The sequence below is a fragment of the Halobellus sp. GM3 genome (assembly GCF_052545375.1).
Genome location: NZ_JBQWLT010000012.1, coordinates 1 through 13,568, shown reverse-complemented (window position 1 = coordinate 13,568; position 13,568 = coordinate 1). Strand labels below are relative to the sequence as shown.

Sequence of the window (13,568 nt, the reverse complement as noted above, 5' to 3'; positions counted from 1 at the left end):
TGCCCTCTGAAACACTTCTCGTCATTCCGATATAGACAACCGTGTAGTCGCCTGCGGGATCCCTGTCCCCACGATATATCCTGCACCGACCGCGAGGGCCCTGAGAGCTTCAACCCATTTATGAACTCACGCGCATTCCGAAAATCGTATTCTACAGCTATCCAACCCTCTAGATATGAATATCGCCTATTGTACAAATGTCGTCTACCCCTATATAACAGGTGGCGCCGAAAAACGCATTTACGAGATCGGTCGTCGCCTTGCAGATGATCATAAAATAACGATCTATGGCCGTCACTACTGGGATGGCCCAGAAGTCATCATTCTCGAGGGTATGACCCTGCAAGCGGTCGGTCCGGAGCGGGACCTCTATACGGAAGAGGGACGTCGCTCAATCTCCGAGGCCATCGATTACGCGGCCAGACTAGCTCCGAAACTCCGAACCCAAATTGACGAGCACGACATCGTTATCACCAGCGTATTCCCGTACTTCCCGGTGCTCTCCACGAAACTCGCCAGTCTCCGCACGGATACACCACTCGTAACGACGTGGCACGAGGTCTGGGGCGACTACTGGGAAGAGTACCTCGGACACCTCGCCCCATTCGGCAAGCTAACCGAGCACGTCACCGCCCGCACACCACAATATCCAGTAGCGATCTCGTCCATCACGGCTGACCGTCTCGCTGCTATCGGCCCCCCCCGAGAGACCATCGAAATCGTCCCGAACGGCATCGATGTTGAGCAGGTCAGAAGCGCGCCGATCCCCGAACAGGGATACGATGTGCTCTTCGCTGGCAGACTCATCGAACACAAGAACGTGGACGTGCTTCTAGATGCCTTCGACGAGGTCGCCGACAATCACGACGCCACGCTGGGCATCGTCGGTGACGGTCCCGAGCGCGAACGCCTCGAGAGAAAGCAGGAGTCACTGACTCACGCTGACCACGTCGAATTTCTTGGCTTCCTCGACGACTACGATGACGTTCTTGGCCATATGCGCGCAACCGACGTCTTCGCTTCTCCAAGCACCCGCGAGGGATTCGGTATCACCTTCGTGGAAGCGATGGCCGCCAACTGCACCGTCATCGCCGCTGACCACCCTGATTCGGCCGCAGACGAAGTCATCGGCGACGCAGGCTTCCTCGTCGATCCCACGGTCGAGTCCCTGACGGAAACACTCGACCCCGCTCTAAGCGGTGAACGACCACCGACGAGCCCCGTCGAGCGCGCACAGCGATACGACTGGGACGCAGTCACCGATCAGGCAGAAAGGGCCTATCAGCGCGCCATAGACGGCTCGTGGTAACCCGTCTGCGATTCCACTGTGATTCCCGCCTGAGGGCACCCAGAATTATGTTCTAGAATATGATAAGACCCCAGTCAGAACCGTCGATCAAATACCCTAATAGACGCAGTCTCGACGGGGTCATCCCCCAGATTTATCACCCTATATCCCCTCTGAATATCCAGCGAATCAACAGACGGCACCGAGGGCGTTCACGGACCATCACAATATCCAAACCGGAATCCGGGGGGTGGTTTAAAAGCAACCCGACGCCGTCCCCTGTATTTGGTTCGTGAGGAAGCGTGGTTGTATCTGCAGGATTGTGGTTCGTGTCTTGTTAGATATAATCCCGTTCAAAATCCACAGTAGCCGAACCCCCGCTGCAAAACCCCTGTACGCGGCCAAAATATCCGGAACGCGGTTAGCGAAGTGCTCCAACTCGCAGGCGACATTAAGCAGGTGCTCGATCTCGTCGAAATAGTCGAGGTCGCCGACACTTGCCCGGTGTATCGACGGCGCATAAGTTCTTCCAGCCCGCAATTTTCTCGTGCATCGACCCCGGCTCACGGCTCATCCTCCTAGGGATACAAAGCGATGAGTCAAACAGACAAAACGCAGCTGACACGGGCCTTGATCCCATCGAACCGCCGCGCCACCTCCCAACAACTATCCGTCAGCGAACATCCAACAGAGAGCCTACTCGTCGTCGCGTTTCCACCGATATCTGATCCGGTTGTCGTCGGCCGCAAAAACAGTCACCACCACCGGCTGGGAAACCCGTGGGCGACCCCGCGGCGGTTCGTCTCCGGCGGGCGATGATCGTGTTCGCCAGCGTGTCCGCGTCCGGGAGGGCATACTCGTCGGTATGGGTTCGAACAGCGCCACCGGTCGGCCGGCGTCAGTGGGATGTGGACCCGGTGGTCGGCCAGGTCGAGTTCGGCGACTATCGCCCCTTCACTACCTACGCATCCGCGGGCGCTCGTCCGAGTGAATATCCACCGGACAGCAGCGTCCCTAGCGCACAGCCGAACGCCGGCCCGGCCGTGAGCACATCCGACTCCTCGGGATCCCACTGGACGATTCCCGCATTCACGAGCCCGTCGAGATGCGACCGTTTCAGGTTCGTCCGCGTGTTCGTCACCGTCTTCGTTGATACAGTTTGTCTGTCAGCGTCGGCTTCCAGCAGACTCACCACTTCGGCGAGTTGTCGCAGATGCACCCGTCCCCACGGTGCCATCGCCACCGTGAGGACGACCGCTCGCTTGCGATGCTGGCTCAGCAGATAGAAGATGTCGTTCTCGCGGAATAGTGGGAGGTCATCCGCCGTTCCGGGTCCGTCGTAGACATCTTCGTCCCCATCTCCATTCTCGTTCTCGTCTGGCTCTTCATCCTCACTCATCGAGAGTCCCTCCCAGAATCAGCGAGCATTCGATTTCCTCGAGTGCCTCACGTCCGACCGGTCGCCACGCACAGCCACTCCATTCATCCTCGAAGCGCCACCAGCCGGAACCCGTTTGTCGAGGCTCGTATCGAATTCGGCGCCGTGAGCCTCGCTGGACCGCATATCGAATCGTGAAGCCCGATATCGCGTGTTCTCCGCGTTCATTTTCACCGCTCGAACCAGAAGCTTGTAGTCCGGTCTCAGGTATGTGTTGGATGACTTGATACAGCGCATCGATATCCACGCTGACGGTGGATAACTCTCTTCTCGAACTCATTTGGGACAGGCCAGGAATTCCACCCAGCCCTCACCACCATCGGGGGATAGAAAGCAGTCACAACACCTAGGAGTGGGATACTCCGAAGGAACGTCCCCAGAAACGCTCTGCGTTTCTGGTGGGCGGACAAGATCTTTGCTCTTGTCAACGCCCGTGGAGACTGTACTCCCTGTGGACACCTCCGTGTCTGCAAAGCGCGTCGTAGAATCGGGAGGCCCTACCCTCAAGGAGCGAACGGCGGCAGCCGCGAGCGAGTAGGGTATAGTTCACTCGACGTCACCGACGAGTCCGCGCGGCTTACGCGCCGCATCGCCGCCGGGGACGTCGAGCGCGTCGGTCGGATCCCTGAGACGTCGACGGACGAGCGGCGGTCGCCCACGAACCTGTCGCCGCAATGAGGAGGCGATTGAAGAAGACGAGGGATCTGTGGTACTGATGACCGTATCGTGATGGGGCGCTCTTGACAAGATTTATTGCGTTTTGCGTGCAATTCGCTATAATAATGGCAACGAGAGAGGCGACTGGGGAGACACCACTCGATACTGGTGGTAAGGCGTTTGAACTCCTGAACAACGCCCGAAAATCCTGGATTTACACGTATATCCGTTATCACCCGGCGACGACAGTACACGAGATCGTCGAGTCGCTTGATCTCCCACAGCGGACGGTCTATGACTACGTCGACGAACTCGAAGCTGCAGGATTCATCGAGCAGTCGAACGATGGACGCCCCGCAGAATACACGGCTCACGACATTGAACTCCGGCTAGTAGACGACAATACCGAACGGTGGATCACGCCGGAGTTAGTCGAGGCGGTTGCCCGTCGAACACGGGACGACGACATCGATACGTACGTCGATCGTCACGGACTGGACGGGCTGGCCGTCGCACTCGAATACGCGCGTGAATACATTGATGGGTCGGTTACACACCACATTATGGCTCGTGAACAAGACCTCTCACCGCTGGAAGCGGGGATTATGCTGGATGCGCTCCGGCCTGTCGTCGAGGACTAATCAGAGATGGGGAACGATAGTGACGTCGTCTTCATTGATTCGTCGGTCCTCATCAGCTGCGGGCGGCGTGAAAGCACACGATTTCGGGCGCTCGCTCGTGAAGCCCGGAAGCGTGATGCTATGTTCCGTATCTCGCCACAGGTGTATGCCGAAGTAACGGGCGATCCGTCTCTCGATGCGTACACAGACGGGGATACTGCCGTCGACGAAGCATTACAAGAAGGCTGGATGAAAATTACCGAAAGCCCGTCCTATTCGAACTCGGAGGTCTCGAAGGTGATGGATCAAGCGCGAAGTTTCATTGCGAGTGCTAGCGACCGGTCAGAAGACATCGTCGAAAAGACGGATACAGAGATCATAGGTCTAGCGCTCGAAATGCTTATTTATGAGGTCACGGATCGAGTCACAGTCGTAACGAATGATATTCCACTCGGCGAAGCAGCGGAGTCACTTATTCCGCAGTACGGGTTTGACGACGAACAAATTACCTGGCTTACCGGTGGCGAACTCGCTGATGAACTCGTCGAAGATTTCGTTCCCGAATTCGACTGACGCAATTTTCGTGTGTCGAGGGCTGATACTCCGATCCCGGGAGGTCGAGGGAAGCCGACACTCGATGGGTTCTGCGCCATGGACGTGTGTGGAACGAACAGCGTTACCGAGCGGTCAGCATCGGGGATGATGACGTAGGCCCGGTGGCCGGTCAAGTCGAGTTTGGCAACGAAGACCTTTCGCGGCCGGCGAGAGACGTGTACACGTCTCGACAGATGAGAAAAGAAGTCCTAGATCACGCATCCGCGGGCGCTCCTCCGAGCGAATACCCACCGAGCAGCAGCGTCGTGAGCGCACAGCCGAACGCCGGCCCGGCCGTGAGCACGTCCGTTTCATCGTCGTCCCACTGGACGATTCCCGCGTTCACGAGCACATCGAGATGCGACCGTTTCAGGTTCGTTCGCGTGTTCGTCACCGTCTTCGTTGATACAGTTTGTCTGTCAGCGTCGGCTTCCAGCAGACTCACCACTTCGGCGAGTTGTCGCAGATGCACTCGATCCCATGGGGCCATCGCCACCGTGAGGACGACCGCGCGCTTGCGATGCTGGCTCAGCAGATAGAAGATATCGTTTTCACGGAACAGCGGCAGCTCATCCGCTGTTCCAAGTCCGTCGTAGGCATCCGTGTTCTCTTTTTCATCGTTATTCTCGGTTTCGTCTGGCTCTTCATCCTTACTCATCGAGAGTCCCTCCCAGAATCAGCGAACATTCGATTTCCTCGAGTGCCTCACGTCCGACCGGTCGCCACGCACAGCCACTCCATTCATCCTCGAAGCGCCACCAGCCGGGACCCGTTTGTCGAGGCTCGTATCGAATTCGGCGCCGTGAGCCTCGTTGGACCGCATATCGAATCGTGAAGCCAGAACCAGCTTTGCCTTCTGATTCAATACCGGAGAGTTCTGTCTCAGCTGTCTGTTGTAGGCATCGATACAACGCGTCGCTATCCACCTTGATGGTGGATGTTTCTCGTCTGGATCTCATTTCTTGGCAGGCCAGGAAGTTCACCCAGCCCTCACCACCATCGGGGGATAGAAAGCAGTCGTAAACTACCCCACCCTACTCCCTCGGCGCTACGCGCCTCGGTCCTTGAGGGTAGGGCTTTGATGTGGACTCCCGGCAATCAGTCCCCAGCAATAGGCTGGTGACTCTCACCGTTCAAAATCCCACCATTCACACGCACGTCTACTTGTGCGTCTCCGCTCCCCGACTTGGGCGAGGAGCGGAGTGTGTGTTGCCGCTTCCGAGCGTACCGCACGCCAATATTCTTTGCGGCGTTGTAATCTGCGTTCACTTCATACCCACACTTCTGGCACTCGAACTGTTCGCCGTGGCGGTTGCCCTCGTGCGTGAACCCACAGTCCGTCCGAGAACACCGTTGGGACGTGTGGCTCGGCTCAACCTGCTCCACAGAGACTCCCTGTTCGGGGGCTTTGTAGGAGACGTACTCAAACAGGCGTCGGAACGCCCAGACGTGGTGCCACTCTGCCTGTGGAAGCCGCTCTCGAATATCGCTCAAGTCCTCGAACGCGATCACGTCGCAGTCGTGTTCGACGGCTTCCGAAACCATCTCGTTGGCAACCGTGTGGATGTACTGTTTGCGCCAGGCTTCTTCACGCTTCCCGAGGCGAAGCAGAGCCTTGTGTGCGGCCTGCGTGCCGCGCCGTTGCATCTCGCCACGTCGCTTCTCGAACTCACGACACCAGTGGTCGTAGTCGTCCCCCTGCCAAAACGTGCCGGTTGAGGACACAGCGAGGCTGTTGACGCCGAGGTCGATACCGAGGACCGTTTGGTCGGAGTGCCCGGTATCTTCCGAAACCTCATCGTCACCGTCTGTCCGCCGCGTCGAAATGTTGAGGTAGAACTCGTCAGTGGTCGCGTCGTACCGAAGCGTACTCTCGCGGAACTCGTAGTTCTCGGAGAGTACGTACCGCTCGTAGGGCGTCGGACTGTCTGCCGGGAGAACGAACGAGGGTTCGACCCGGCCCTCAACAGTTGCCAGCGACACCTTGTTCCGGTAGAAGGTCGCACTGCGCGTGTCGTAGTCCATCGTTTCGGCGGTGAACGTCGGTTGAGAGACGCGCTGTCCCTTTTTCCACCGTTTGACACACGCTTTGACGGCTTCGACAGCGCGTTTGATAGCGGCTTGGACGAGTTGTGCTTGGAGGTCCGTCTCCTCTCGAAGTTCGGCGTAGAGCGCGTCACGAACCTCTCGCTTGTTGGTCTTACACTCGGTGTAGGAGGTATCGGACCAACAGTAGTCGGCGGTTCGGTTCGCACAATACAGGTATTGCTCGGCGGTTCGGTGGAGTGCGTCGCGTTGCTCGTCGGAAACGGCGAGTTTCACGACGGCGGTTCGACGCACGCCCATAGTTTCAGAGAATAGGTAACGGTACTTATATACTTGGGGGTCGGTCGGTCGCAGTGTGGCGGTTGTGTCGGATCATGTCGGTTTCCTCCCCGACCTACTCGCTCACTCCGTTCGCTCCTTGAGGTCGGGGGCTCCACCTCGAAAATGCTGATGGGGCCCTCTAGACAGGTATCGGAGCATCCCAAAAGGTCGAAACAGTCGTTCAGACTCGCACTGAGGGTTGTTGTGTAGCCGTGGACCAACCTACTTCAGACGGAACGAACAGAGCGTCTCCCATTCGGCGACTGGCTCCGTCGTATCGACGAGTTCGACCATCGTGAATCGCGCGCGCTTCAGTGCCCCCGGATCAATCGTGACGACCAACGGTACGTGTCGTTTGAGGCTCATCTCGACGGTCTCAAGAAGGTGGCGTCTGTGCTACTGGCGTCGGTACCAGAGTGCAACCACAGTTCCACCGAGGGTGGCAAAGAGCAACACCACGATCAGGGCGTTGCCGTCACTGTCTGCATCCGAGCCGCCACTCCCTACATCCGAGCCACCACTGTCTGCATCCGATCCCCCACCGACAGCAACCGACCCAACCGACTGCTGGCCGACGCGGAGATTGTAGTCACCTGCTGCATCGAAGGCGGGCGAGAGCGTGAGTGTCGTGTCACTCTGTGCGTCGATGAAGACCGTCTCGGAGGTCACGACCTCCCCGTCTGCGGTGAGGGCTGCCGTGTAGTTACCGGCTTCACCGCCGCGGTTGGCCACCGTCAGCGTGACGTCGACCGACTCGCCGGTCGCGAGACTCGTCTTGCTGACCCGGCTGTCAGTCACCTCGTACAGCGGCTGGATCGACCCGACCGTAAAGACCGACAATCCGGGTGAAGTCGCCTCGAAGACGTACTCGGAGTCAGTTTCGTCGACGAGGGTGGTGGGCAGGGCGTTCCACCGGACCGTCTCGTCACGGTAGAGCCCGACCGACTCGGCGCTAACCCCGCTCCTGTCGAGGTAGGACTTGCCGACGCGGAAGGTAAACGTCACGTCCTCGATATCCTCGTCGGGGATGCTGTGGTCGACAGTTACCTCGCCGATCGCCCGTGATCCCGTTCCGCGTGCGAACTCACGGTCGGCCTCCGAGAGCCCGTCGAGCGAACTGGCTGATTGGCTCTGGGACGATTCAGTCAGTGTATCGCTGCCACCGGCGTCAGTCCCCGTGGGCGTCTCACTGTCGCCGTTGTCCGTGCCGATTGGCTGGCCGCGTTCCCGAGTCGTTACATCGAGTGTGAAATCACCGTCTGTCGCGATGTTCATCCGAATTCTCGGTACTCTGATGTTGGGCTGTATCGTCTCGTCTGACTCAGTATCGTCGGTTGCAGCGTCATCGGTGTCAGTGGCATCCGTTTCGTCCGTTTCTGGCTCCTCGAAAGAGATGTCGACCGACTGGTCGGCCCGTGCGTTCGAGACGGTGACACTCCAACTCGATTCCGTCGTCGAGTCCGACTCGGCGTCGTCGGTCCCGGTCTCCTCGTCTTCCTCGCTCGACTGGTCGACAGTGACGGTCGTTTCTTCGATCTCCGGCTCTTCATCCGATGACGAACTCGACGAGCCCGATCCCGACGACCCTGACGAGACTTCCTCGACGATCACGGTGAGCGTGTCGGTGTCGTAGTTACCGGCACTGTCCGACGCGTTCAGCGTGACGGTGTAGGTGCCGGGTGAGCCGTAGGTGTGACTCGGTTTCTCACCGGTCGTATTTGAGCCGTCGCCGAACGTCCAGTTGTATGTCGACACACCCACGTTGTCGGTCGTATTCGAGCCGTCAAACTGGACGGTCATTCCCTCGTCTACGGTCTGGTCACTGCCAGCGTCGGCCGTGGGGGCGGTCGTATCGACTGTGATCGCGGCTGTCCCCTCGGAGTAATGGATGCCGAAATCGACACGGACACCCCCGGAGACGGGCGCGATGGTTGTCGCCCGGCTCTGGCCGTTGAGTTCGCCGGCAAGTTCACTCGCACTCACTCCCCAGTTGGTGAGTAGCGTCTGCGGTAAGAAGGCCTCGAAGAAGCCCGTGTTGTTTGTCCCATCGTTGGTGAAGTGGGGCGCTTTGACCGTGAGTTCGACCTTGTCGTTCGGCCCCGTCGCGTTGTACTGCGGCGCGCCGAACTCTTGGGCGTCAGTCGTCATAATCGAGCCGTTGAGCCGCTCGCGGTGGGTCTGTGACATCACGCTGAGGTCGTCGACCGCGAACGTCAGCGCGGCGTCCTGCGACTCGTTAGCTTGGTAGGTACCGGGCCACGAAATAGGCGATGAGCCATCGGGCTTGAAGTAGGATTCGACGGCCGCGGGTGTCCCCTCGATAGAGAGGTTCCACGTGTTGTCGCCGTTGTCCGTCCGTGTCCAGTTGGCGTCGTGGGCGCTGCCGATCAGCACGCGCGGCGTGAAGTTCTGAACGGTGACGTTCATTCGGATGCGCGTACTGCTGTCGGCCCCGAGTCCGGCGAGTTCGTAATCCGGTTCGGTGTTGGTGTCGCTGGTGTTAGCGCTCGCGTTCTTGGCTTGGACCTGCAGAAGACCACCGGAGAACCGGGCATCGAGCGTGACGTTTGACATATCGGGTTTCGTGCCCGACAGGTGTTCGAGCGACGAGGAGACGACCGCGGTCCCGATGGCGACACTGTCGGATTCGCTGTTCGCCCCGTTGTTGTCGTTCGCATCGCTGGCGGTGTAGAGGGTCGCCGTGTAGCGTCCGTCGCTGCTCCCGTTGTAGGTGGCGGTGTAGTTGTAGGGACCGCTGCCGGTTTCAGTGAAGTTCGACGCATCGAGCAGTGCTGATTCCGGGCCATTGAGGCTCACGGAGATCGTGCTCAGTTGTTCGCTCGCGTTGAACGACACCGTGACATTCTGTCCGGTGGCGTTCGTCGCCGAGAACGTCGAGATCGTCGGCGCGACTGTGTCGACGGTTATACTGTCGGTCTCGCCGCTCGCACCGTCGTTGCCAGCAGAATCAGTGGCTGTGTTGAGCGTGGCCGTGTAGGTACCATCACTGCTCCCAAGGTATTGTATGCCGTACTGGTAAGTACCATCACCGTTATCCAGTTGCTTAAACTGTGCTTCAGTAAGTGTTGCCGCCTCTGCTCCACTAATTGTGACGTTTATCGAAGACAGTGTTTCGGTCGAATTGAACGACACTGTGACGTTTTGACCCGATGGGTTTGTTGCCGTGAACTTCGAGATCGTCGGCGCAGTCGTGTCGAAACTTACCGTTCCGGATTCACCGCCCGCACCGTTGTTGCCTGCCGAATCGTTGGCCGCATTCAGTGTGGCGGTGTAGCTCCCGTCACTGCTCCCGTTGTAGATCGCAGTATAGTTGTAGGGGCCGCTACCGACTTCGGTGAAATTGGCTTTGTCCAGTGTTGCTGTCTCTGCACCACTGATCGTGACAGTGATCTCGTCCAGTGTTTCGCTCGCATTGAACGCAACCGAGACGTTCTGTACCGATTGGTTCGCCACCAAGAATTTCGAGATCGTCGGTGCGACCGTGTCGACAGTCACGCTGTCGGATTGACCGTTCGAACCGTTGTACCCGACCGAATCATTGGCTGTGTTGAGGGTCGCTGTATAACTTCCGTCACTGCTGCCGACGTACTGTGTGTTGTACTCGTATGTTCCGTCTCCATTGTCCAGTTCGCTGAAGTCGTCCGTGGTGAGCGTTCCGGTCTCTTGACCGCTGACCGAGACGGATATCTCACTCAACTGTTCGCTGGCGTTGAACGACACCGAGACGTTTTGACTCGATGGGTTTGTCGCTGTGAACTCCGAGATCGTCGGCGCGGTCGTGTCGAAACTTACCGTTCCGGATTCACCGCCCGCACCGTTGTTGCCTGCCGAATCGTTGGCCGCATTCAGTGTGGCGGTGTAGCTCCCGTCACTGCTCCCGTTGTAGATCGCAGTATAGTTGTAGGGGCCGCTACCGACTTCGGTGAAGTTGGTTTTATCCAGTGTTGCTGTCTCTGCACCACTGATCGTGACTGTGATCTCGTCCAGTGTTTCGCTCGCATTGAACGCAACCGAGACGTTCTGTACCGATTGGTTCGCCACCAAGAATTTCGAGATCGTCGGTGCGACCGTGTCAATGTCGACGCTGTCGGACTGACCGCTCGCGCCATCTTTCGAATCGCTGTCCTCAGCAGTATCGATCGTCGCAGTGTACGTCCCATCAGTCCCGCCTGCGTACGTAGCAGTATAGGTATAACTTCCAGCGGAGCCAGTTTCAGTGAACTCGTCTTCAGTGAGCGTCCCTGATTCAGCTCCGCTGATCGATACCGAGATGTTCACGAGTTGGATATCCGAGCTGAACGAGACCTCGACGTTTTGGCCAGACGGATTTGTTGCACTCAGACTCGAAAGAGCCGGTCCGGGCTGTTCGAGCGCGTGAAATTTACTCCTTGAGCCGTAGTAGAGCATGCCATTCCACGCCAACGGCGTCGGGTAGAGGGTCGCTGTCGGTGAGGTGTACTGCCACCGTTCGGTTCCGGTTGTCGCGTTGAATGCGTAAACCGCATCGTTTCCGAAATCAGAAATATACAGTGTCTCACCGGCCACAACCGGTGCACTGCGGAAATCAGATCCCGTGACGTTCCAGATTTCCTCCCCGTCGGTTGCGTTCAGCGCGACGAGGTCACCACCACGACTTCCTGCGTACAGGGTGCCGTCTGCATATACTTGGCCGGAATCAACGTCCCCGGTCACGGTGTAGTTCCATCGCTCGGTGCCGTCGGTCGCGTTCAGCGCGTAGACATAGCCGGTCCCCCACGTTGAGCCTGATGTACTATCGCTTCCGATAAAGACGGTGTCATCGACGACCGTCGGGTCAGACTGGCTCTCATCGGGCAACGTGTAGTTCCATATCTTGGCTCCGGTGGTCGCATTGAGCGCGGTGACGTTGTCGTCGTCAGCTCCGAAGTAGACGACGCCATCGACAACCGCGGGATTCGACTCGACGAGAACGGGCTGGTAGAGCGTGTGATGCCACAGCTCCTCACCGGTGGTCGCGTTAACTGCAGTCATATTGCCGTCGTTGCTACCGAAGTAGACGACGCCGTCGACGACTGCCGGTGCCGACCGGACGTTGGTCTGTGTCGAGTAGTTCCATATCTCAGTTCCGTCGGTCGCGTTTATTGCGTGGAGTTTGTAGTCGTTGGTTCCAAGATAGAGCACGCCATTGGCGTAGGCGGGCGTTGTCCATGTCGACCCATCTGTGCCACCCGGTGTGGCGTTCCACTTCTCTGCGCCAGTCTTCGGGTCGACCGCATAGAGTTTGCCACGTTGTGGAAGGCGACATACAGCGTGTCACCAACGACTGTCGGCTGCATTACCAGCGGTGTGCCGTCGGTGATGTTCCAGAGTTCCTCTGGCTGATTGGCAGGTCCCGACTGGTTCGGGTAGTACCCGCGATTGTCTGCTCCACCGTGGTATTTGGCATTTGCTGTCTTGACGGTCACCGTCTGACTCACAGTTTGGCCTCCTCCTGCGATAGTGACCGTGTGATCACCAGTATCCCAGAGCGTCTTCAGAATCGTGACTGTCCGCTGCTCACCGCTGGCGATGGTTCCGTTCCTCCATTCAACGACTGTCCCGTCAACGCTCAACGAAACCGCATACTCGGCCGCCGATCCGCCGGTGTTGTTCACCGTAATCGTCCCGTTAGCACTGCCTGCATACAGCGTCGACGGCGTCACCGATGGGTCCTCGTAACTCACCGCTCCTGCGGCCGCAACGGTCCCGACCGTGGCAACGAACCCACCGACTGCCGACCCCACAATGAGGACCACCATCGCGAGCGTGAGGAATCGATTTCTCCGACTGTGTCTCATTGTCTCACTCCACTGACAGCCGGCTGAGACAACCAATTTCGACGGGAATCCGACTGTGTCACACTGACCGCAGTATAACCCCACTGACTACAGGCAGATCGTGTCGACCAATTAAAATTCTCCCCAATTACTAATAATAATTTGTATAAATAATCTAATATATTATGCTTAACAGGCATACGAAGTAAGATGAATAAACCTAGTATAAATGAATCGCCTACATATGACGGTCTCCTCGAAGAGCAACCTGACCAAGTCGATCGACATCCTCCTCCGCGTTCACACGGCGGAATCCCGAACAGTGGAGGTGGCAAGTTCACAGTCCAATCGGCGCGGACTACCGACCTTTCGGGCACAGGTAGCCCCACAACATCGGCGTGGTGGACTGCTGGCGGTGCCAAGCCGCCGGTACCCCTTGATCCGTATTTGGCGTCCAAGTGTTGTTTTAGCTGTTCACAGGCGCTAAGCCCCCACTCAACGGAGCGACCGAAGGGAGCGGAGTAGGGTGGGGATACAGCACCGTCATCATCTGTTCATACAGCGATATGGTTGCAGGCCCACAGCCCCACGCAGTCGCAATGTTTTTTCATTGGGGTGACGTACAATAGTTCGAACCCAATGGAATACGACCTCGATTCGGGGGCGCATTCTACGTACTCTCTGCACTACCACCTGATACTCACCACGAAGTATCGGCGTGGCGTGCTCACCGAGGAGCGAACCCAATTCATTCGCGGGGTCATCAGTGGGTTCACGGACAACTACGG

The 13,568-nt window shown here is 58.1% G+C and carries 10 protein-coding genes and 1 pseudogene; 4 read left to right on the top strand and 7 right to left on the bottom strand.

The window, feature by feature from the left end:
* Nucleotides 1-175 precede the first annotated feature (175 nt).
* Nucleotides 176-1,309, top strand: a complete 1,134-nt coding sequence (locus tag ACT3HL_RS15470) for a glycosyltransferase (protein WP_445087664.1) — start codon at nt 176-178, stop codon at nt 1,307-1,309.
* Nucleotides 1,310-2,249: 940 nt separating this feature from the next.
* On the opposite strand, the gene ACT3HL_RS15465 is transcribed toward ACT3HL_RS15470, so the two are convergent.
* Complete coding sequence (locus ACT3HL_RS15465) at nt 2,250-2,687, bottom strand: DUF7344 domain-containing protein (RefSeq protein ID WP_445087663.1); 438 nt, start codon at nt 2,685-2,687, stop codon at nt 2,250-2,252.
* 821 nt (nt 2,688-3,508) lie between these two features.
* Between ACT3HL_RS15465 and ACT3HL_RS15460 the strand changes: the two genes are divergently transcribed.
* Both ACT3HL_RS15460 and ACT3HL_RS15455 read left to right on the top strand, forming a co-directional pair.
* Nucleotides 3,509-4,024 carry a DUF7437 domain-containing protein gene (locus ACT3HL_RS15460; protein ID WP_445087662.1) on the top strand — a complete coding sequence of 172 codons (516 nt, stop codon included), beginning with the start codon at nt 3,509-3,511 and terminating at the stop codon, nt 4,022-4,024.
* Nucleotides 4,025-4,030: 6 nt separating this feature from the next.
* Nucleotides 4,031-4,576: a hypothetical protein gene (locus tag ACT3HL_RS15455; protein WP_445087661.1), complete on the top strand. Its 546-nt coding sequence runs from the start codon at nt 4,031-4,033 to the stop codon at nt 4,574-4,576.
* Between the two features lie 235 nt (nt 4,577-4,811).
* Here ACT3HL_RS15455 and ACT3HL_RS15450 read toward each other — a convergent pair whose 3' ends face one another.
* From ACT3HL_RS15450 to ACT3HL_RS15425, 6 genes and pseudogenes are all read right to left on the bottom strand, one after another.
* Complete coding sequence (locus tag ACT3HL_RS15450) at nt 4,812-5,255, bottom strand: DUF7344 domain-containing protein (protein ID WP_445087660.1); 444 nt, start codon at nt 5,253-5,255, stop codon at nt 4,812-4,814.
* Between the two features lie 440 nt (nt 5,256-5,695).
* A complete protein-coding gene (locus ACT3HL_RS15445) occupies nt 5,696-6,943 on the bottom strand; it encodes an RNA-guided endonuclease TnpB family protein (RefSeq protein WP_445087659.1) in 1,248 nt (415 codons plus the stop codon).
* A gap of 243 nt (nt 6,944-7,186) precedes the next feature.
* The gene (locus tag ACT3HL_RS15440) at nt 7,187-7,330 is read right to left on the bottom strand and encodes a hypothetical protein (RefSeq protein ID WP_445087658.1); all 144 of its coding nucleotides are present in this window, start codon (nt 7,328-7,330) and stop codon (nt 7,187-7,189) included.
* A 30-nt stretch (nt 7,331-7,360) separates the two neighbouring features.
* A complete protein-coding gene (locus ACT3HL_RS15435) occupies nt 7,361-8,764 on the bottom strand; it encodes a PKD domain-containing protein (protein WP_445087711.1) in 1,404 nt (467 codons plus the stop codon).
* Between the two features lie 2,721 nt (nt 8,765-11,485).
* Nucleotides 11,486-12,193: pseudogene (locus ACT3HL_RS15430) on the bottom strand (outer membrane protein assembly factor BamB family protein); the annotation flags it as partial.
* Entirely contained in the window at nt 12,103-12,801 is a 699-nt protein-coding gene (locus ACT3HL_RS15425) for a hypothetical protein (RefSeq protein ID WP_445087657.1), read from the bottom strand. The pseudogene ACT3HL_RS15430 and the gene ACT3HL_RS15425, both read right to left, overlap by 91 nt.
* Nucleotides 12,802-13,419: 618 nt before the next feature.
* Between ACT3HL_RS15425 and ACT3HL_RS15420 the strand changes: the two genes are divergently transcribed.
* A partial coding sequence (locus ACT3HL_RS15420) for a transposase (protein WP_445087710.1) occupies nt 13,420-13,568 on the top strand: 149 nt, incomplete at its 3' end.